The organism is Curtobacterium sp. UNCCL20 (assembly GCF_900101675.1).
Taxonomy (GTDB): Bacteria; Actinomycetota; Actinomycetes; order Actinomycetales; family Microbacteriaceae; genus Curtobacterium.
The window spans coordinates 469,005-488,740 of record NZ_FNKG01000003.1 but is presented as its reverse complement, the minus strand read 5'-3'; the positions used below and the strand labels follow the sequence as shown (position 1 = coordinate 488,740).

18 protein-coding genes are annotated in these 19,736 nt (G+C 65.4%); 10 read left to right on the top strand and 8 right to left on the bottom strand.

Translation table 11 applies throughout. The features are described 5' to 3' along the window. The first annotated feature begins 56 nt into the window (after window positions 1-56). On the top strand, window positions 57-737 hold the full coding sequence (locus tag BLT36_RS15360; protein ID WP_092096408.1) for an SDR family NAD(P)-dependent oxidoreductase: 681 nt from the start codon (window positions 57-59) through the stop codon (window positions 735-737). A gap of 65 nt (window positions 738-802) precedes the next feature. Here the strand turns inward: BLT36_RS15360 and BLT36_RS15355 are convergent, their stop codons facing one another. The 4 genes from BLT36_RS15355 to BLT36_RS15340 form a co-directional block, all read right to left on the bottom strand. Next, on the bottom strand, window positions 803-1,792 hold the full coding sequence (locus BLT36_RS15355; protein WP_092096407.1) for a carbohydrate ABC transporter permease: 990 nt from the start codon (window positions 1,790-1,792) through the stop codon (window positions 803-805). After that, window positions 1,789-2,760, bottom strand: coding sequence for a carbohydrate ABC transporter permease (locus tag BLT36_RS15350; protein WP_092096405.1), 972 nt, complete (start codon window positions 2,758-2,760; stop codon window positions 1,789-1,791). The genes BLT36_RS15355 and BLT36_RS15350 overlap by 4 nt, the downstream gene beginning before the upstream one ends. Then, window positions 2,757-4,157: an extracellular solute-binding protein gene (locus tag BLT36_RS15345; protein WP_092096404.1), complete on the bottom strand. Its 1,401-nt coding sequence runs from the start codon at window positions 4,155-4,157 to the stop codon at window positions 2,757-2,759. Before BLT36_RS15345 ends, BLT36_RS15350 begins: the two co-directional genes overlap by 4 nt. 273 nt (window positions 4,158-4,430) lie before the next feature. Further along, window positions 4,431-4,871 (bottom strand): GNAT family N-acetyltransferase, encoded by a 441-nt coding sequence (locus tag BLT36_RS15340; RefSeq protein WP_092096402.1) that lies wholly within the window; start codon window positions 4,869-4,871, stop codon window positions 4,431-4,433. Between the two features lie 145 nt (window positions 4,872-5,016). Here BLT36_RS15340 and BLT36_RS15335 point away from each other — a divergent pair, with 145 nt between their 5' ends. Further along, window positions 5,017-6,048, top strand: coding sequence for an alcohol dehydrogenase catalytic domain-containing protein (locus BLT36_RS15335; protein WP_092096401.1), 1,032 nt, complete (start codon window positions 5,017-5,019; stop codon window positions 6,046-6,048). Between the two features lie 13 nt (window positions 6,049-6,061). Here the strand turns inward: BLT36_RS15335 and BLT36_RS15330 are convergent, their stop codons facing one another. Beyond that, window positions 6,062-7,150: a sodium:calcium antiporter gene (locus BLT36_RS15330; protein WP_092096399.1), complete on the bottom strand. Its 1,089-nt coding sequence runs from the start codon at window positions 7,148-7,150 to the stop codon at window positions 6,062-6,064. A 302-nt stretch (window positions 7,151-7,452) separates the two neighbouring features. Then, window positions 7,453-8,448 carry a LacI family DNA-binding transcriptional regulator gene (locus BLT36_RS15325; RefSeq protein ID WP_254787695.1) on the bottom strand — a complete coding sequence of 332 codons (996 nt, stop codon included), beginning with the start codon at window positions 8,446-8,448 and terminating at the stop codon, window positions 7,453-7,455. A gap of 181 nt (window positions 8,449-8,629) precedes the next feature. On the opposite strand from BLT36_RS15325, the gene BLT36_RS15320 reads away from it, so the two are divergent. The 8 genes from BLT36_RS15320 to BLT36_RS15285 all read left to right on the top strand — a co-directional run bounded on the left by BLT36_RS15320 (window position 8,630) and on the right by BLT36_RS15285 (window position 17,645). Continuing rightward, window positions 8,630-9,571 carry a carbohydrate ABC transporter permease gene (locus BLT36_RS15320; RefSeq protein WP_092096396.1) on the top strand — a complete coding sequence of 314 codons (942 nt, stop codon included), beginning with the start codon at window positions 8,630-8,632 and terminating at the stop codon, window positions 9,569-9,571. Beyond that, window positions 9,568-10,392 carry a carbohydrate ABC transporter permease gene (locus BLT36_RS15315; RefSeq protein ID WP_092096395.1) on the top strand — a complete coding sequence of 275 codons (825 nt, stop codon included), beginning with the start codon at window positions 9,568-9,570 and terminating at the stop codon, window positions 10,390-10,392. Before BLT36_RS15320 ends, BLT36_RS15315 begins: the two co-directional genes overlap by 4 nt. A gap of 89 nt (window positions 10,393-10,481) precedes the next feature. After that, a complete protein-coding gene (locus BLT36_RS15310) occupies window positions 10,482-11,771 on the top strand; it encodes an ABC transporter substrate-binding protein (protein WP_175529672.1) in 1,290 nt (429 codons plus the stop codon). Window positions 11,772-11,874: 103 nt separating this feature from the next. Then, window positions 11,875-13,395: a glycoside hydrolase family 43 protein gene (locus tag BLT36_RS15305; protein ID WP_217638320.1), complete on the top strand. Its 1,521-nt coding sequence runs from the start codon at window positions 11,875-11,877 to the stop codon at window positions 13,393-13,395. Between the two features lie 128 nt (window positions 13,396-13,523). Then, window positions 13,524-14,633 carry a serine hydrolase domain-containing protein gene (locus BLT36_RS15300; RefSeq protein ID WP_175529671.1) on the top strand — a complete coding sequence of 370 codons (1,110 nt, stop codon included), beginning with the start codon at window positions 13,524-13,526 and terminating at the stop codon, window positions 14,631-14,633. 105 nt (window positions 14,634-14,738) lie between these two features. Next, window positions 14,739-16,340 carry a DUF5597 domain-containing protein gene (locus tag BLT36_RS15295; RefSeq protein WP_175529670.1) on the top strand — a complete coding sequence of 534 codons (1,602 nt, stop codon included), beginning with the start codon at window positions 14,739-14,741 and terminating at the stop codon, window positions 16,338-16,340. Next, window positions 16,337-17,077 carry a sugar phosphate isomerase/epimerase family protein gene (locus BLT36_RS15290; protein WP_092096389.1) on the top strand — a complete coding sequence of 247 codons (741 nt, stop codon included), beginning with the start codon at window positions 16,337-16,339 and terminating at the stop codon, window positions 17,075-17,077. The genes BLT36_RS15295 and BLT36_RS15290 overlap by 4 nt, the downstream gene beginning before the upstream one ends. Continuing rightward, window positions 17,037-17,645, top strand: coding sequence for a Gfo/Idh/MocA family oxidoreductase (locus tag BLT36_RS15285; protein WP_368086384.1), 609 nt, complete (start codon window positions 17,037-17,039; stop codon window positions 17,643-17,645). Before BLT36_RS15290 ends, BLT36_RS15285 begins: the two co-directional genes overlap by 41 nt. On the opposite strand, the gene BLT36_RS15280 is transcribed toward BLT36_RS15285, so the two are convergent. Then, window positions 17,642-18,415 (bottom strand): SGNH/GDSL hydrolase family protein, encoded by a 774-nt coding sequence (locus BLT36_RS15280; protein WP_175529669.1) that lies wholly within the window; start codon window positions 18,413-18,415, stop codon window positions 17,642-17,644. The two genes, BLT36_RS15285 and BLT36_RS15280, sit on opposite strands and share 4 nt — an antisense overlap. 59 nt (window positions 18,416-18,474) lie before the next feature. Further along, window positions 18,475-19,728: a Bcr/CflA family efflux MFS transporter gene (locus BLT36_RS15275; RefSeq protein WP_092096384.1), complete on the bottom strand. Its 1,254-nt coding sequence runs from the start codon at window positions 19,726-19,728 to the stop codon at window positions 18,475-18,477. Window positions 19,729-19,736: the final 8 nt, after the last annotated feature.

The window sequence follows — 19,736 nt, the reverse complement described above, 5'->3', positions numbered from 1 at the left end:
GTCCCACTGTCGACCCGTGCCTGGGGGAACCGACCCCGGACCGGGATGGTGGGGGCATGACAACGACACTCATCACCGGAGCCAACCGCAGCCTGGGGCTCGAGACCGCCCGCCGCCTGATCGAGGCGGGGCACACCGTGTACGCCGGGATGCGCGACCCGGCCCGTGGGGACGACGCCCGTGCGCTCGGCGCCCACGTCGTCCAGCTGGACGTCACCGACCAGGGGAGCGTCGACCGGGCGATCGCGGAGATCCCCGAACTCGACGTCCTGGTGAACAACGCCGGGGTCCTCGGGACCTCGTTCGGGGTCGACGACCTCGACGCGGCCGCGATCGGCTCCGTGCTCGACACGAACGTCACCGGCGTGGTGCGGGTGACCCAGGCGGCGCTGCCGCTGCTGCGCGAGTCCGCGAACCCCGTCATCGTGAACGTCGCCTCGGGTGTGGGCTTCGCGCGGTGGCTGTCGACGCCGGGCCGTGACGAGTTCCCGGTGCCGTCGATCCCGTACGCGGCGTCGAAGGCAGCCGTCATCGCGTTGACGGTGCAGTACGCGAAGAACCTGCCCGGGTTCCGGGTGAACGCGAGTGACCCCGGGTACACGGCGACGGAGTTCAACGGGTTCGGCGGGCACCAGACGGTGACCGAGGGGACCGACGCGACGGTGGCACTGGCCACGATCGGCGCGGACGGACCGACGGGGGAGTTCCACGACCGCGAGGGTCGCGTCGAGTACTGACCCCGGCCCCGGCCCCGGCCCCGACCCCGGCCCGGCCCGGACGTTCGTCGACCGGCGCGGAGGGCTCAGCCCTTCGCGCCGGTCGTGGCGATCCCCTCGACGAACTGCCGCTGTCCGATGAAGAACAGGATGATCATCGGCACGGTGGTGATCACGGACGCGGTGATGATGAGCTCCCAGTGGAACTCGCCGCCGAAGCCGAACTGGTCGACCATCGCCTTGAGCCCCCGGGGGACGGTGAAGGTCGCGGAGTCGCGAAGGTAGATGAGCGGCTTCATCAGGTCGGTCCAGCTCGCCTGCGCCTCGAACAGCGCGGTGACGACGAGGGCGGGCTTGCAGAGTGGCAGGGCGACCGACCAGAACACCCGGAAGTTCCCGGCACCGTCGACCGTCGCCGCGTCGAAGGTGTCGCGGGGGAGTCCGAGGAAGAACTGTCGGAGCAGGAAGACGTAGAACGCGGACCCGAACAGGTTGCCCGCCCACAACGGCGTGAGCGTTCCGGACTGCCCGAGGGCGTTCCAGATCATGAAGGTCGGGATCATCGTCACGGCGCCGGGGAGCATCATCGTGGCGAGCACCAGTCCGAACAGCAGGTTCCGCCCGCGGAACCGGAAGTACGCGAACCCCCAGGCCACCATCGCGGACGTGAACGTGACGGCGACGGTCGCGAGGACGGTCACCACGAGGGTGTTCGCGATCCACAACGCCATCGGCGCGGACTGCCAGATCGTGACGTAGTTGTCGAGCGTGAAGGTGCGCGGGATGAGCGCGTTGTCGAAGACCTGACTCCGGGGCTTGAACGACGCGCTCACGAGCCACGCGAACGGGTAGAGGAACACGACCGCGCAGACGACGAGCGCTGCGATCGTCAGGCCGCGACGCCAGCCGCGTCCGGCTTCGTGGTCCGGGCGCGCAGCGCGGGCACCCGCACCGCTCGCGGTACCAGCGATCCCGGCTGCACCCGCTCGCACCGAGCGGGGTGGGACCGGCCCCAGGCCGACGCCGGCCGTCGTGTCGGGGGAGGCCGTGCCTCCAGGCAGTGTGTCGGCGCTCATGCGTCACCCGCTTCGTAGTGGACCAGGCGTCGGGAGACGCGGATCTGGACGATCGTGACCGCGAGGATCACGAGGAAGAGCACCCACGCCATCGCGGAGGCGAAGCCCATGTGCAGGTACTCGAACCCCTGCTGGAACAGGTAGATCACGTAGAACAGCGCAGCGTCGTTGCCGTACGCCGAACTCGAGGCGCCGAAGAACGCCGTGTACGACTCCGTGAAGGTCTGGAAGGACGCGATCGTGGTGACCACGGTGACGAAGAAGATGCTGGGGCTGATGAGGGGGAGCGTCACCCGGAGGGTCCGCTGCCAGGGGCCCGCGCCGTCGAGGGTCGCGGCCTCGAGCAGGTCGGAGGGGACCGCTCGGAGTGCGGCGAGGAAGATCACGACGCTCGCCCCCACCGTCCAGAGGCTCATCAGGACGAGGCCCGGCTTGACCCAGGCGGGGTCGGTCGTCCACGCCGGCCCGTCGATGCCGACCAGCGCCAGCGCACGGTTGACGAGCCCGTCCTGCCCGTTGAAGACCAGGAGGAAGAGCGCACCGACGGCCACCGCCGGCGTCATCTTCGGCAGGAAGAAGACGGTGCGGAAGAAGCCCGAGCTGCGGCCGGCGCGTGCGAGCAGCAGAGCGAGTGCGAGGGAGACGAGGACGTGCGCGGGGACCTCGAGCACCGTGTACAGGACCGTGTTGCCGAGCGAGAGGGCGACCTTGGGGTCCTGGAAGAGCTCGACGTAGTTGTCCCAGCCGACCCACCGCGCGGCGTGGAGCACGTCGTAGTCGGTCATCGACAGCCACGCGCTCTGCAGGATCGGCCAGAGCGTGAACACCAGGAACCCGATGATCCAGGGGCTGATGAAGAGCAGGGCACTCGTTGCTTCGCGACGTCGGCGGCGGCGCACGCCGGTGCGGAGGGGCGGCGTCCCCGACTGGTCGGTGCGCGCCCGTCGGCCGGTCCGGATCGTGGTCATCGTCGTCCTTCCTCAGCCCAGGCGTCGTCGAGCGCCTGCTGCGCGACCCGCTGCGCCCGGTGCATCGCCGCCTCCGGTGTCGCCTGCCCGTTCAGCACGCTGTTCACGCCGTCCTGCCAGGCCTTCGCGAACTCCGCCGCCGCCGGGTTGGCCGGTGCCGAGACGGCGTGGTCGTTGGCCGTGTAGATCGCGCGCACGGCCTGCACCCACTGGTCGTCCGACGCGCGACCCTGGTCCGCCGCCTGATCGAGCGCCAAGCGTTCGATCCGCGCGTCCGCGACGCGGTTCGCGGTCAGGAGGCCCGTGAACTGCTTGTCGGACGCGTCGCCTTCGCGGATCCGCGCCTCCGCGGCGTCGAGCCAGGCATCGACGCTCGTCATGGTCACGGCGTAGCGGCAGGCGAGCTGCGGATCGCGGGCGTTGACCGGCACCGCCCATGCGCTCCCGCCGGCGAACGCGATCGGGTCACCCGTACGGTCGCGGAACGCGTCGAACTGCAGGTGGACGTCGGGGCTCACGTCCTCGAGGACGTTGACGTACCAGTTGTCCATCGGCTCGGCACCGAGGGCGCCGGACGCGAACGGGTTGTCCTCGCCGAACAGGTCGGCGGCGTCCCGGACGGCCTTGACACGCCCGAAGCCGCCGGCCGGCTTCGTCAGCGACACCGCGTACTGCAGGGCCTCGACCACCGCCGGGTCGTCGAGCTGCGCGGTGCGACCGTCCGCCGAGATCGGGCTGGAGCCGTTCGCGAGGGTCCAGAGCCAGAAGAAGTCCGGGAGCTTCGAGTCCACCCCGAGCACGTCGAGGCGCTTGCCGGTCGTCCGGGTCATCGCCGCGTTCGCGGCCGACATCGCCGTCCAGTCCGAGCCGTTCACGTCGGACATCGTCAGCCCGGCGCGGTCGAGCAGGTCGGTGGACGCCATGGCGACCTGGAGCTGGTTGAACTCCGGGACGCCGTAGACGTGTCCGCCGTGCGAGACCTGGGCGAGCGCGGTCTCGCGGAACTGTGACGTGTCCGTGTCCGACCCGCGGAGACACCGGTCGAGGGGGAGGAGCGCTCCCTGCGTCGCGAGGGACCCGACGTCGTCGCGGGATGCGTAGACGAGGTCCGGCGGATCGCCGGCGGCCACCGCGGACAGGAACGTCTGCGTGTCCAGTGCACCCTGGGCCATCGCGACACGGACGTCACCGCCGAGGGCCTTCCGGGCATCGCGGTCGCGGGTCTTCGCGACGTCGTCGCCGAGGCCGAAGCCCATCACGTCGAGCGTGCCGGAGAGGTGCGCACCGGTCGAGTAGTCGACCTTGCTGTCGTCCCGGGGCTGGATGCCGGACGCGCAGCCCGACAGGAACAGGCCGACGACCACGAGGGAACCGACGGTGGTGGCCCTGGTCCGCATCCTGCTCCTGCGATCTCCGGACACCGTGCCTCCATCCCGCGCCCACCGTCGGACGCATCCCCTGCTTCTCCTTCTACTGGTCTTCGCGCGGGCCGGACATCGGCCCGCGCGGAGGGGACAAACCATCCCGCGTCCGAGGACGGCGGCTTCTGGAGGTGGTCTCGACGCAACCAGGAGACGGACTGGAGGCCCGTGGTGACCCCGCCACGGGCCTCCCGACCGTCGGTCCCCGCGTCTGCACCCCGCGACACGCGTCGTCCGCCGGGTCCTGCATCACGGGTGGAAGTCACCCCCGAACCCCGGGCCGGGCCGCATCATCCAGCCGTCAGCATCGGGCAGCCGCCGGAACCCGAACCGCTCGTAGAGGCCGTGCGCATCCGCCGTGAAGAGGGCGAACCGCTTGAGGCCGAGCGGCTCGATCGCCGCGGTGACGCCCTCGATCAGCGCGACGCCCACACCCCGCCCCCGTGAACCGGGATCGACGAAGACGTCGGCGAGCCAGCCGAAGGTGACCCCGTCGGTGATCACACGTGCGTACCCGAGCTGCTGCCCGGTCGCGTCGTCGTACACACCGAAGTTCCGGGACCCGGCGATGATCGCCAGCTGCGTGGCACGGTCACGGCCGCGCGCCCAGTACGACTGCTCACTGAGCCAGTGGTGCACGCGGTCGACGTCGAGGTCGTCGGGATCGTCGGAGAAGCGGATTCCGTCCATGCCCACCAGTGAAGCGGAGGCCCTGGCGGCCGGACAACGGCCGATCCGCGATCTGTGGACTCCCGGCGTGCCAGGGTGCCTGTGGGGGAGTGCGGACCCCGCCGGTCTGCCCGTCCGGGCTCTTGCCGTCTGCCAGGATGGCGCCATGCGCGCAGTGCAGTACGAGCAGTTCGGGTCCGTGCCGTCGATCATCGAGCTCCCGGACCCCGTCGCGCCCGAGGACGGCGTGGTCGTCGGGGTCGCCGCGACCGGGGTGTGTCGGAGCGACTGGCACGCGTGGAAGGGTCACGACGACTCGGTCCGGCTGCCGCACGTGCCCGGCCACGAGTTCGCCGGCGTCGTGTCGTCCGTCGGGCCGCACGTGACGCGGTTCGCCGTGGGGGATCGCGTGACCGCGCCGTTCGTCTTCGCGTGCGGGGAGTGCGCCCAGTGCCTCGACGGCGCCACGCAGGTGTGCACACGACAGCAGCAGCCGGGCTTCACCCTGCCCGGCTCCTACGCCGAGTCGGTCGTCGTCCCGCACGCGGACGTCAACCTGGTGGCGCTGCCCGATGCCGTCGGGTTCGCCGAGGCGGCCGGGCTCGGGTGCCGGTTCGGCACCGCGTACCACGCACTCCACGCCCGCGGCCGCGTCGTCGAGGAGGAGTGGGTCGTCGTCTACGGCTGCGGCGGGGTCGGGCTGTCGACGGTGATCGTCGCCGTCGCCGCAGGTGCACACGTCGTCGCGGTCGACGTCTCGCCCGCCGCGCTCGCCCGTGCCGAAGCACTCGGCGCTCACCCTGTCCCGATGGACGACGACGTCGTCGACTCCGTCCGGACGATCACCGGCGGCGGGGCGCACGTCTCGGTGGATGCGTTCGGCAGTCGGGCGACCTCGGTGGCGGCGGTGGCGTCGCTCCGTCCGCGGGGTCGGCACGTCCAGGTCGGTCTGCTCCTCGACGACGAGGCCACGCCGGCGATCCCGATGGGGAAGGTGATCGCGGAGGAACTCGAACTGCTCGGCAGCCACGGGATCGCCGTGGGGGAGTACGCGGCGATGCTCGACGACGTCGTCACCGGTCGGCTCCGTCCGTCCGAGTCCGTCGGTCGGACGATCCCGTTCGACGACCTGCCTGACGCTCTCGTCGCGATGGACCGACCAGCGACGTCGGCCGGCATGACGGTGGCGGTGTTCTGACGCTCGACGAGGCTCAGCCGATCGTGATCGCGACGAGTCCCGCCACCCCGGCCAGGTAGAGCAGCACGACGACGAACGAATCGACCCCCATGCCGGCGATGCGCGTCTTCGGCCGGAAGACCAACCCGACCGCGTAGACGAGGGTGAGGAGCGCCGCGATCGCGGTCAGGTAGACGTCACTGGCGTTAGCCTGGGGGAGGATCGCCTTCCCGGAGATCAGCGTCGCCACCAGGAAGAGCACCGGCAGGAACGCGTTCCCGCCGAAGATGTCGCTCACCGCCAGGTTGTCGTCGCCCTGCTTGACGGCCTGCAGCCCGGTCGAGATCTCCGGCAGGCTCGTGGCGAGTGCGAGCACGGTGGCGCCGAACAGGACGCCGGACAGCCCGATCTGCGACGACGCGGCGTCGCCGGCCCGCTCGAGCACCACGCCGGCGACGAGCGTCGCGAGTGCGGACACCGAGAACACCACGGCGGCCTTCGCCGTGCTCGGTTGCTTCGTCGCCGTCGCCGTCGCCGTCGCCGTCGCCGACTTCCGCGTCCGGTGTGAGCTCGGGTGCGGAGTGGTCGTGTCCGGAGCGGCACCGTCCTGGTGCCAGGGGAGTCCCTTGCCGGCACCCTGCACGAGGAAGAGTCCGACGAGCCAGATGATCGCGATGAGCACGACGTCCGGCGTCAGGCGCAGCGCGATGAGGTCCGGCGGGAGCTGGCTGCCAGCGATCACGACGGCCAGAACGGCGACGACCACGATCGCCTCGAGGACGAGACCGAGCGACGCCGCTCGGTAGGTGATCGGCTTGACGCCCTTGCCTCGGCGGCCGAACACGTCGAGCACCGCGATGACGACGGTCTGCAGCGCGATGCCGCCGAGGATGTTCCCGGCGGCCACCTCGATCGAGCCCGACGCTGCGGCACTGACGGTGATCGCGATCTCCGGCAGGTTCGTCGCCACGGCGAGCACGATCAGCCCGCCGAGGGCGCTCCCGAGGTGCAGGCGGTCATCGAGGACGTCGGTGGTCTTGGAGAGTTGGATGCCGGCGATCCAGATCACCGCCGCGCCCGCGACGAAGATGACGACCAGCAACCAGAGGGGCAGTGAACTCACATCGGGACACACAACTCCGGTGCAGCCGAGCGTGCTTCCGGCCGGCCCGTTCCGCCTGAGTTGACATAATATGCATTATCGGCGCTGAGCCCTCTTCACGCCCAGAGCGGAGGGCTCCCTCACGTGGCCGCGAATCCCAGCTGGTCCGCCAAGCAGCGACGTTGGCTCGACGAACACCCGATCAGCGTCCAGCCTCCGCTGGCCACGGCCTCCTCCTTCGTTGCCACTCCCGGCCCTCAGACGTTCCCGGCCGATCCGAGTCGACCGCAATGGGAACGGTCAGGCGCGGACCGGCAAAGGCTCTACGGACGGACAGCTGCGCAGGTCGAGCCACGAACGATCAGTTTGGTGGGCAATTCGATCCGCTCGCCAGGCCGGGCCGCACCCGATCTCAGTTCACGAATGAACTCGACCGATCGAGCGGCCATCTCGCGGATAGGTTGACGCACGGTCGTGAGAGGTGGTGCCAGCGAGGCCGCAAGTGGCGTGTCGTCGAAACCGATCACCGAAAGATCCTGCGGGATCCGGAGACCAAGGGTCGCCGCTGCTCTGTACACGCCTGCCGCCATCGCGTCGTTACAGGCGAAGACGCCGATTGGCAGCGGTGTTTGGCGCAACACCGGGCGGAGAGCAGCCGCCAGATCCGCGTCCGTCCAGGAAGCCCGCACCGTTCTGATCTCGGCGCCCGGAACCCGCTCCAGAACGGCCGCTCGAAAGCCTGCCTCGCGGGCCCTGCCGAATCGGAATGGAGGGTCCCCCACGACGACCATGAACCGTACGAAGCCAAGGTCCGCTAGGTGCGCACCCGCATCATGCCCCCCTGCCTCGTCAGTCGTCCCTACGCTCTCGAGTTCCCTGTGCGAACCCGAACGGGGATCAAGCAAGACGACGGGGATGTTGAAATCTCGAAGTCGCGCGAGTTGAGTTTGCGTCGGGCGGATGAGCCCAAGGATGACGCCTCCAGACTTCCGAGCTGCCGCCCGAGTTGGCCAATCGTCGGCGGGATCGTCGCGTTCGGCCGTCAACACCAGGTCGTACCCCAACCGCGCCGCAGCTGACCGCGCCCCGCTGACGACCTCGTCGGTCCACGGGTCATCGAAGACGCCCAGAACAAGCTCGATCATGCGCGGATCGCTGGTCGATGGGCGACCTCGCGGTGTCGCAGCCCGCTGATACCCGAGGTCCCGAGCCACGAGCTGGATCCGCGAACGTGTCTCCCCCGGCAGATCGCCGCGACCCGACAGCGCCCGTGACACGGTCGAGAGTGACACCCCGGCCGCACTTGCTACATCGGCCATCGAAACCCGAGAGACGTTCTCCATCGAACCGCGCTCCTTCGCAACGTGAGCGTCATCTTATTGCGCAACTCGCGTACGGCGCCACTGTTTCACACCTTACGATCGGCCCATCAACGGAGATCCTCGGACGCCAGCCGACCGAACGGCTGCCACCGGTAATCGCACCAAAGCAGGTAGGTCAATGACGACGACAGTGAAGACGCCCGCCCTCGCACCGGTGGCCCCGGCCGATCGACACAGTCCCCGACGCCGGCGGAGTTCGGTCGGACGCGCTCTGTGGTGGTTCGCCCTTCCCGCACTCGCTATCTACCTCCTCATCGTAATTGTCCCCACGGTCCAGGGCGCGTACATGTCGCTGACCAACTGGTCAGCGTTCAAGCCGAATGCGGAGTTCATCGGATTCGGCAACTTCGTCACCCTTTTCCAGGGCGACTCGGGTACGGCCGCGCTGCGAACCCTCTTCATCGCGATCGCGACGGTGGTTATCCAGAACGTACTCGGACTCCTGCTCGCGCTCGTGCTCAGCGGGCCGCTCAGGGGGCGGAACATCTTGCGAACGATCATCTTCGCACCGATGGTGGTATCCCCCCTGGTGGTGGGATATCTGTTCAAGTACATCTTTGGCCCTCCGGGGACGGGCGCGATCAACGTCGCCCTCCAGTCCTTCGGCGTCCAGCAGATCGATTTCCTTGGCAACCCGAACACGGCGCTCTGGATCATCATCGTGGTGGTCGTGTGGCAGTTCACTGGTTCGACCATGATCATTTACCTTGCTGGGCTACAAGGTGTGCCCGCGGAGTTGCTCGAGGCAGCTTCTCTCGACGGGGCGGGGACGTGGGGGAAGTTCCGAAACATCACGCTGCCGCTACTGGCCCCCGCCGTGACCATCAACCTCATGATCGGACTGATAGGCGGCCTGAAGATTTTCGACCAGATTTTCGCTATCACGGGCGGCGGGCCGGCTGGCTCGACAGAAACGATCTCAACACTTATTTACAAGTACTTCTCCCAATACGGCTCGTACGGACTCTCTGCGGCCCTCGCCGTACTCCTTGCCATTGGTGTTGCAGCCCTCTCGCTTATCCAGTTCGCCGTACTTCGACGTCAGGATCGAAACGCATGAACGCCTCGAAGATCGGTAGCGCCGGAGCGCACGTTTTTTCCTACGGCAGCAGCCTGCTGTTCCTCATCCCCGTGTACCTCTTGATCAATCTGGCGATCCGCCCCGCCGACGATTTCACGCCCGCCTTCGTACCGAGTACCCGGGCAACAGGAGACAACTTCGTCCAAGCTTGGACGCAGTCTGGACTTCCTTCGGCCATCGTGACGAGCATGCTCGTCACGACCGTCTCGTGCCTCGCGATCTTGATCGTGGCGACAATGGCCGCTTATCCGCTGGCGCGGTCCACCGCACGGCTCGCTACTTCGACGTTCTACTTCTTCCTGATCGGGTTGCTGCTCCCCGCCCAGGTCGCCCTTTTGCCGCTCTATGTGACAATGCGCGACCTCGGCCTGCTCGGAACGCCCTGGGCTCTCATCGTCCTGTACGTCGGCGGGAACATGCCGTTTGCCATCTTCTTGACAACAACGTTCCTCCGCTCAAGTGTTCCTCTCGAGTACGAGGAAGCAGCACGCATCGATGGTTGCAGCGACTCTCGCGTGTTCTTCCACGTGGTCATTCCTTTGCTTCGCCCGGTGCTCGGCACCCTGATCATTTTGGTTGGAGTGGGAATCTGGAACGATTTCTTCAGCCCTTTGCTCTACTTGGCAGGCAGCAGCATCTCCACGATTCCCGTTGCAATCTTCCAATTCGTAGGCGCTTACGCGACTAATTGGTCCCTCATCTTCGCCGCCCTCATAATATCGATGGTTCCTGTGCTGACGATTTACCTAGTATTCCAACGGTACGTCATCCAGGGGTTCGCAGGGGGGCTCAAGGGCTAATGGCCTCTAGCGGCGACGACAGAAACTTCCGGCGTTCGGCCGGTCGAAATCACCTCCCCCATCAAAAGCAAGCTCAGAAAGTAGGATCGATGAAGATTCGAACTGGCCTCGCGGCCGGCGCGCTGATCATGACCGGCGCACTCCTCGCAGGCTGCTCAAGCAGCGGAACCCCCACGGCCGCAAGCTCGGACGGAAAGCTCACCGGGACGGTCACGGGCATCTGGGACTCGACCTTCAAAGATTCGATCGATCCGGTTGCGAAAGCCTTCGAGAAGGAACACCCTGGCGTGAAGATGGACATCACCTACCAGGGGGGCGACCTCAGCGGCGTCCTGAGCACTCAGCTACAGGCGGGAACTGCGCCCGACCTCCTCATCACCTTCCCTGGCGGAACCCCGGGCACGGGTGGAGGCACGACGGTCGTCACTCTTGCCTCGCAGGGAAAGCTCCTCGATATCTCGTCGTCGCCTTGGACCAAGACAATTCCAGACCAGTGGAAGAGCGAGGTGAACTACAAGGGTAAAACCTACGCTTATCCTGGGATCGCCCAGGGCATGGGGGCCGTGTACGACAAGACGACCTTGGACAAGTACGGTCTGACAGTCCCGAAGACCATCGACGAGGTGTACAGCCTCTGCACCGCTGCGAAGAAGGCTGGCGTCTACGCCTACGCGCAGGGCCTTGGCGACGCGCAAGGTGGGCCGCAGATGCTTTCGTACGCGCAGACGGCGTCACTCGTCTATGGTCCGGACCCGGAAGCGACCAAGCAGACCACCGCAGGTACCTTCAAATTCGCCAAGTCCGGGTGGAAGGACCAGCTCGAGATCTACAAGAAGATGTTCGATATGGGCTGCTTCGGCGACGGGGCACTCGGCCGCGACCGGACACAGGGCGCCGACGAGGTCGCCGCCGGCAAGGCTTTGGGTATCGTCGATGTCTCGGCCGTCCTTGGATCCATCGGGGCGAAAGCCCCGAAGGACGAACTGACCTTTGCACCAATGCCCGCGACGGACAACCCGAAGGACACCTTCGCAACCGCGTTGCTCGGTTACACCATCGCCGTGAACGCGAAGGCAAAGAATCCCGCGGCCGCCCAGGCTTTCCTGCAGTTCCTCTCTGAGCCAGACCAGATCGCAACACACGCAGCCGCGTTCGCTGCGCTCCCTGCAATTCCGCAGAAGGACTACAAGGCACCCGCGTCACTCAACGAGTTCGCGAAGTACATCGAATCGGGCACCTTCACCAAGCTGCCCGTGTGGCCGAATGCGGCAACCCAGCCCGCGATCAACGAGTCCATTCAAGGGCTCCTCCTCGGCAGGGACACCGTGAACGGGACACTTGCGAAGGTCCAATCGGCTTACGACAAGGGCGTCGAGTAGGTCGACCACTGCAATCCCGGCCCGCCGCCTCCTCGCCGATGAGGCGGCGGGCCGAATCCGTGGCATCTGCTCGCCGCTAGGTCCCCTTCTTCAGGAGAACGCCGTGAAAACAAGTCAAACGCACCCCGATGCCGCGGGTCGTCGGTCGAAGCACCACAGTGGCAACTCCGCCATAGCACCTATTCTTCAGGGATTCTATCCCGATCCGACAGTATGCCGGGTTGGTGACGACTACTACCTCGCGACTTCGAGCTTCGAGTATTTCCCGGGCATCCCGCTTTTCCACAGCACCGACCTTGTCAGTTGGACACAGGTCGGCCATATCCTCTCCCGACGGACTCAATTCCGGCGAGGCGCCGGCGCGGACTCTACTGGAATCTATGCCGGCACGCTCCGCTATCATGCAGGTCGATTCTGGTACGTCACTACGAATGTGAGTGACTTCACCGCCGGTCAAATCGTCGTCTCGGCGACCGATCCAGCGGGTCCATGGACGGAGCCGACTTTCATCAGCGAAGCGATCGGCATCGACCCCGACCTCTGCTGGGACGAAGACGGACTCTGCCTCCTCACTTGGAAAGCGATGGACTTCACGACCGAAACGGGCATAATGCAAGCCCGGGTCGACCTCGGATCCGGCGAGCTTCTCGACGAGCCCTATCCAATCTGGCAAGGAAGCGGACTGGATGCCGTTGAAGGCCCACACCTGTACCTCATCGACCAGTGGTGGTACCTGCTGCTGGCAGAAGGAGGCACTGAACGGGGGCATTCCGTGACCGTTGCCCGAGCACCTTCTCCCCGCGGACCGTTCGAGACGCACCCTCAGAACCCCATATTTTCCCGGCGAAGCGTGATTTCTCATCCCGTTCAAAATGTCGGTCATGCCGACCTGATTCAGCTGGCGGACGGCGGCTGGGCTGCCGTGTATCTGGGAGTCCGAAATCGAGGGTCAACACCGGGATACCATGTGCTCGGGCGTGAGACCTTCCTCGGCGCAATTGACTGGGTTGGAGGTTGGCCCGTCTTCGATGATTCAGCATTCGACATTCCTCCCTCTCTCACCTCGTTCCAGGACAATTTCACGACGACACGACTCGATGACCGCTGGGTCGTACCGGGTTCTGAAGCGGAGCAAGTTGTCGCTTGGGACCCGGAGGGCGGCCTTCGATTGCTGCACGAGAATGGCACCAGCGGTTTGTTGTGCACGCGGGTGCGCGATCTTCGTTGGATCGCGGAAGCTGTGTTTACAGGGTCTGCCAGGTTTTTGCTCCGGGTTGATGACAGGCACTGGTACGGGTTCTTTGTGGAAGCCGGGACCGTTCGAGCGTTGGCCCGTATCGGTGAAATCGAGCACACCCTCAAAAGTGTCTCGACGGGAAGCTCGAGAACGATCCTCCGTATTCGCAGCATCCCACCGCGGCCGCAGCCGGAACCCCTACGGTTAGCGGGTCCAGACGAGATCGTCTTATCCCTGGTGGAGAACGAAGGCGAGATCGAACTCGGTCGACTCGACGGACGCTACCTCTCGACTGAAGTTGCCGCTGGATTCACAGGGCGCATGCTCGCGGTCGGCCCCGGAGATGCGCAGGGGCGGCTCGAATCATTCGTGTACTCGGCAGACTGACACTCGCTGGATACCTCGTCCACAAAACCCTCGAGAGAAACGGAACGCGCATGCCGAGCAGAACCGAGACGTCAGGCGGCACTAGTCCTGAGTCCATTCAGGGATGGGCCCAGCCCCGATTCGAGTCCGTGATCAGGACCTTCGCTTCCACTATCCCGGACGACCGTCAGACAGGAGGTGCCTTAGCTATCTGGATCGACGGCCAACCAGTCGTCGAGGTCCACGCTGGCGTCGCCGACGGCCGCACCGGTGAGGCTTTCACCGCGCAGACATTGCAACCGATTTTCTCGTGTTCAAAGGGCATTGGAAGCCTCCTGATCGCGCTGCTCGTTGAGAGAGGAACGATCGAGTCCTTCGAGACCCCGGTCTCCACGATCTGGCAGGAGTTCGGAGCGTTCGGGAAGGACAAACTCACGATCGGGGACGCCCTAGCTCACCGAGGCGGTGTCTCTGCGCCGCGCATCGACTTGACACAAGAGCAGATTTTGGACGGCTCAACGCTCGCAGCCACCCTCGCGGCGCAACAGCCGCTCTGGGAGCCGGGCGCGGACCATCATTACCACGCACTCACCCACGGAGTTTTTGCCGAGCAGATCATCGCGCGACTCACCGGTTCAACTATTTCTCAGTTCCTCCAGGAGGAACTCGCGGAGCCCCTCAGCGCAGAGGTGTTCTTTGGTCTCTCCGACGAGCAAGTCCCTCGGCTCAGTCACTGGGTGGACGCTGAGAGCGAGTCGAGTCAGTTCTCGAACGGATCCCCCGCCTCCGGATCGGTTGCCTCGTTCTGGCATGGCCGGGCGATGACCGTGGGCGGAGGCATCGGCATACCCGACTTCAATCGCCCTGAGGTCCTCCGCCGTGTCCTCGCCGGCGTTACCGGTGTCGCGACCGCGTCAGGCTTGGCCCGCATCTGGTCGTCGACAGTGACTCCGACCCTCGGCGTCCGGTCAATCAACGACGCAACGGTCGAGATGCTCCGGGCCCCGCGAAGCTCCGGACCTGGCCGTTTCCCCGTCGACTCTCCTCCCTACCAGGCGTGGGGTGCCGGCGTGATGATCCCCTCCGGCTGGGAGCCCTACCTCACCCCGCTGTCCTTCGGCCACGATGGGGCCGGAGGGCAAGTTGCGTTCGCCGACCCGGAGAATCGTCTCTCATTCGCCTATCTGACGAACCGGATGGGTGACTGGTCCCGCGGGCAGCGGATCGTCACGGCGCTTCACAATGTCATCGGAGACTGAGCGACGCGAAACACCGCAACTTCATCACCATGCTGTTGAACCCGTCACAGATACCGGAAGAACCTCATGCCACAGTCCCACCGCAAGCTCGCAGACGGCCGATACATGCTGCACGGCGAACCGTTCCTGCTAGTCGCCGGCGAGATACACAACTCCGGGTCGAGCACTCCCACGGCAATCGAGAGGTCGTTCGACGCAGCAACGCGCCTCGGTGTGGACACAGTGCTCGCTCCGATCGCCTGGGAATCGATCGAACCAGAAGAAGGACTGTTCGAGTTCGCACTGGTCGACATCCTCGTCGACGCCGCTCGGGTGCGCGGACTGCATCTGATCCCGCTTTGGTTCGGCACGTGGAAGAACGGCATGTCGACCTACACCCCGATCTGGGTCAAGGGCAACAGCGAACGCTTCCCGCGAATCATCAACTCAGCCGGACTCGTCCTCGAGTCTGTAACCCCGTTCTCCGACGCGGCGCGTGACGCGGATGCCCGTGCTTTCGCGGCCCTGATGCGTCATCTCGCAAGTATCGACGATGGTGAAACGGTACTTATGGTGCAGGTCGAGAACGAAGTCGGTGTGCTCAGCGATGCTCGGGACCGCAGCTCGCTCGCTGAAGACCACTGGAACAAGCCAGTGCCTTCCGATGTCGCGGCAGCCATATCCGCTGCCCAAAACGGGCGCCTGGCAGACTCGTACGAACGTGGCGGCCGCTCTACTTCCGCCGGCTGGCCGGCTCTGCTTGCGGACGAGGCGGATGAGGCGTTCATGGCAGCCGCTTACGCGCGCTACATCGAGACCGTGGCCCGGGCCGGTCGTGCCGAGTTCGACGTGCCGATGTTCGTGAACGCCTGGGTGGATGCCAACGCATCCAACGACGGTGGCGACTCCCAGCTCGCCCTCGCGGGCGGCGCTCGGCCCGGCGACTACCCCAGCGGCGGGCCGCTTCGACACACCGCCGCAATCTGGAGGCACCTCGCGCCGTCGCTCGATTTCCTCGCTCCGGACCTCTACTTTGGCAGCTTTGACGCCGTCGCCGACGCGTATCGAGCGATCGACGGCGTCCTTTTCATCCCGGAGATGCAGTGCAACCGCACCGGCGTGGAACAAATGTTCCGGGCGGTCGGGGAACTGGGCGCCATAGGAGCCGCACCTTTTGCGTTTGACCTCATGTCGGAGGAGGACGATAGCTACCGCGAAGTGCAGGACGCTTTTGCTCTTCTCCGCTCCCTCAGCATGCTGTTGGGACGGCACCCCAACGCTGAGCTCTGCGGTTTTACATTGACAAACGAGGAGCCATCTCGTTTGCTCTTCGGCGATATGCTTGAAGTCACGTCGAAACACATGTCTGAAATCTTCCCGTCCTCACAAAACGGCGTTGGCTGTGTTGCTCGAGTTGGTTCAAACGAGTACTTCATTGTTGGCCGTGGCTTCGCAATTCGTCCGCTAGACGGTGCGGGAGGGCGCGGTGCTTGGGCGGCTGTCGAGGAGCTGGAGCGGGACGGCGAGGCCTTTGTAGCTCAGCGACGACTCAACGGTGACGAGATCGGCGGCGGTGAGTGGATTCGCCTGCCGATTCTGAACCAGGGGCAGTCGGAGCTCTTCCCCATTCGCCAGAACCTGCAGTTGTCCGGCGTGCTGCGCGTAACCACGTACACGGCAAGTGCCGCTCCCGGCCGAGCGGCGGCTAGGATTTCGGAGGCTCGGTGATCTACTCAGTTCAGCTCTGGTCGGTGCGCGACCAGTTCGCTTCAGACCCAACACGAACCCTTGAGCAACTCCAATCGGCGGGCTTCACTGCGGTGGAGCCATTCGACCTCGTCGACTTCGCGGACAATCATGCCGACACCGCGAGCCGACTCGGTCTGAGCGTCCCGTCGGCACACGTGCCCCTCATCGGGCAGGCGGACCTCAGTGCGGTAGTCGGCGCGGCATCCGCACTGGGCACTCGCACACTCATCGATCCCGGCCGCCGCGACGGCTGGGACGACCCTATGGCGTTCCGCGATTTCGCAAACGATCTGAACGGGCACGCGCGAACGTTAGGGCCGCACGGCTTGCGAGTTGGCTATCACAACCACTGGTGGGAATTCGCGACGTCCGGCGACAGCACAGCGCTCGAAGTCTTCACAGAACTTCTACATCCCGACGTCGTTCTCGAACTGGACATCTACTGGGCATCGATCGGAGGCGTCGATGCTGCCGCGCTGCTGCGACGGCTCCGGAAGCGAGTTTCGTTGATGCACGTGAAGGACGGGACAGTCACGCCGAATCCGCCGTTCGGGAGTCAGGTGGTTGCGGGGTCAGGCGAAGTGCCAATCGCTGAGGCACTCGCTGCAGCCCCGCAGGCACTGCGCGTGCTTGAGTTCGACGAATACCCTGGCGACCTGATGGGCGCGCTGGAGCTTGGCCTCCGGGCCGTCAAGGAGCTGGACGCGCAGCGGTGAGCGCTGCGCCGGTGGGTCCTGTCGGGGTCGGCCTCATCCGCGCCGGTGCCATCAGCCCGACCGATCTCGGAACGCTCACACGGTGCCCGGACGTCTGCGGTTCATCGCGGACGTTGGCCTCAACAAGGCCGAGGCGCAGGCAACGGTCTGTGGAGTGCCCGGATCGGGAAGCGTCGATGAACTTCGTTCCCATGACCCCGTCGAGATCGTGGTGAACCTGACGGTACCGATGGCCGTCGCCGCGGCGATGGCGATGCGAGCCCTCGAAGCCGGCAAATGGGTCTGGTCAGAGAAGCCGCTTGCCGTCGACCGGTGCTCCGGTAGAGCCGTCGCCTTTGCCGCGGCGTCCGGTCTCGGAGTGGCGAGCGCACCCGACACGTCTCTTGGCCCTGCACTCCAGTCCGCGGCGCGCACCGACGGACTCATCGAGGCGCAGGAGCCCGCCCATGCCTTCTTCCGCAGTCCGGGAATCATTGAGTCCACGGACTCGCGCGTTTTGGTCGACGTCGTAAGTACCGTTGAACCCGCTGCCGAGGAATTAGATCCCCCTCAACGCACCCTGACCTAGTCAGCGTTACTTCCGAGGAGCGCCAGAATACCGTCGGCTACCCTCTCCATGCCGGCGCCCGTGGGATGGAAGGCGGTGCCGTCGCCGAAGTGCTTCTCGAATCCTCGGGTGTACGGGTTTTCGCTCCCGACGCAGTTCTCAGTACCATAGGCTGATGCTGGCAGAAGATCCGCGCCGGTTTGAAATGCGGCCGTTTCAATGGCTGTGGACAACATTGCAGCCAACTCGCGGAAGTGTCGTATTTCCGCACTGGTAAAGGGAAGAGCTGGTCCCTCAACGCTGCCAGCATGGAGAACGGGCAGATAGTCCACGAGAAGAACACGGCTCGCTGGTGCCCGCCGCCGACATTCGACAACGATGCGTTCGAGGGATGTGGCGGTGCGGAGGCGATGGTATTCGCTAGGCATCACCAGAGTTGACCGGTTGAGCATCTGCCGCCCGAAGCTACGAGTAATCCTTCTACCCCGCAAGGTGTTCGCTTTCGCGCGTGCGACCATGCTCCCGATGTACTGCAGGTCGTTTCCGCCGGCGGTCACGAGGACCAGATCCGTCCCAGGTAGGACACTCTCGATCTGCGGGCGGAACGAGTGCGAGCGAATGCGTTGTGCTTCATGCAGAACATTCGCCGTCGTTGCTCCCGAAACCGACACGTCGACGAGCCGTCCACCGAGCGCACGACTGACGAGGTGTGCGGCATTTCTGCCCGATCGGCCGGCAGCTTTGTCGGTCACCGGTTTGATGCCGGGGCCCGCAGCAAACGAGCCTCCCACTGCCGCAACGATCAGATCTGATGCGCTTCCATGAGAGCGGGTGGCTCCGTCAACCGTTCTCATTCCCTGATCCGTCGTAGCAAGCTCGGCTTCAGAACGCTGCTCCGCCCGCGGGCAACCATGAGCCAGAGCACGAGAGTTGCACTTCCCATAACCGATCCGATCACGATCCCGAGCGGACCAAACGTTGAGACTCCAAACGCCCCCACCACCGGCGCTGCCGCGCCAGCAAGACCGAAGTTCACCGCCCCCATGAAGGCTGCTGCAGTCCCCGCGTTCGCAGCTTGATCAGCCAACCCGATGGCGCTCAGGCACGGGCCGCAAGCTCCGGCGAGCCCCAGGAAGAGCAGCATAATCATGCACACGGGATAGAGGCCCGGTGATTGTGCAGGGATCAGATTCAGCCCGAGACCCGTCACCGTCATCGTCGGAAGCACCACGTGAAGCACTCTCAGCGGAGAAGTACGCTCAGCGACGACTGCGGAGACCTGGGTCCCGACTACAAACGCCACGGCGTTCACAGCAGAGATGATCCCGTATTCTTGCGGGGACAACCCAAACTCTCGCTGGAACAAGAAAGAGGAGGTCGACAGGTAGGAAAAGACTGACGAGACGATCAGACCACCGATCAGCGAGACGCCCGCGATTCGGGCGTTTCCGAGAAGCTTGCCGTAAGCGAGAAGCACGGCATGTTTTGATTGCGAGTGCGTTCGGTGCGTTCGAGGATGCGTCTCAGGAAGCCGACGGAGACAAAGCAGGAACATGACGGATCCGTACACGGCGACGGTCGCGAAGATTCCGCGCCAGCTCGTGAAGTGCATGAGTTCGGCGCCGAGGAACGGAGCCACTACGGGCGCTATGCCGGTGAAGAGTGCCAGGTGCGCCAAGCCCCTAATCAGACGTCGACCGTCTGTGACATCCCGGATCATCGCCACGGCCACGACACCGCCACCCGCGGCCCCGACGCCTTGAACGACTCGCAAAGCGAGCACCCAGCCGACGTCCGGGGACGCAGTAATCGCAACGCTGGCGGCAACATGAGCGGCGGTTGCAAGCAAAAGCGGTGTACGTCGACCGACCCTGTCACTCCATGGCCCGACTACTAGTTGCCCGAGTGCGAAGCCCACTGTCGCCGCACTCAACGTGACCTGGATCAGGGGCGGCGTTGTCCCGAGATCTTGCTGCATTTGAGGAAATGCCGGCAGATAGAGGTCAATTGTGAGTGGCCCCAAAACGGCTAGCAGCCCGACTACGATTACGAGCCGAGCGGTCAACTCCTCAGGCTCAGCGGCAGTTGAATCAGCTGATGTCACGAGTCACT

Excerpts from the sequence above, each read along its gene's own strand:
- BLT36_RS15360 (WP_092096408.1), top strand. The coding sequence starts at position 57 with ATGACAACGACACTCATCACCGGAGCCAACCGCAGCCTGGGGCTCGAG.
- BLT36_RS15355 (WP_092096407.1), bottom strand. The coding sequence starts at position 1,792 with ATGAGCGCCGACACACTGCCTGGAGGCACGGCCTCCCCCGACACGACG.
- BLT36_RS15350 (WP_092096405.1), bottom strand. The coding sequence starts at position 2,760 with ATGACCACGATCCGGACCGGCCGACGGGCGCGCACCGACCAGTCGGGG.
- BLT36_RS15345 (WP_092096404.1), bottom strand. The coding sequence starts at position 4,157 with ATGCGGACCAGGGCCACCACCGTCGGTTCCCTCGTGGTCGTCGGCCTG.
- BLT36_RS15340 (WP_092096402.1), bottom strand. The coding sequence starts at position 4,871 with ATGGACGGAATCCGCTTCTCCGACGATCCCGACGACCTCGACGTCGAC.
- BLT36_RS15335 (WP_092096401.1), top strand. The coding sequence starts at position 5,017 with ATGCGCGCAGTGCAGTACGAGCAGTTCGGGTCCGTGCCGTCGATCATC.
- BLT36_RS15325 (WP_254787695.1), bottom strand. The coding sequence starts at position 8,448 with ATGGCCGATGTAGCAAGTGCGGCCGGGGTGTCACTCTCGACCGTGTCA.
- BLT36_RS15320 (WP_092096396.1), top strand. The coding sequence starts at position 8,630 with ATGACGACGACAGTGAAGACGCCCGCCCTCGCACCGGTGGCCCCGGCC.
- BLT36_RS15315 (WP_092096395.1), top strand. The coding sequence starts at position 9,568 with ATGAACGCCTCGAAGATCGGTAGCGCCGGAGCGCACGTTTTTTCCTAC.
- BLT36_RS15310 (WP_175529672.1), top strand. The coding sequence starts at position 10,482 with ATGAAGATTCGAACTGGCCTCGCGGCCGGCGCGCTGATCATGACCGGC.
- BLT36_RS15295 (WP_175529670.1), top strand. The coding sequence starts at position 14,739 with ATGCTGCACGGCGAACCGTTCCTGCTAGTCGCCGGCGAGATACACAAC.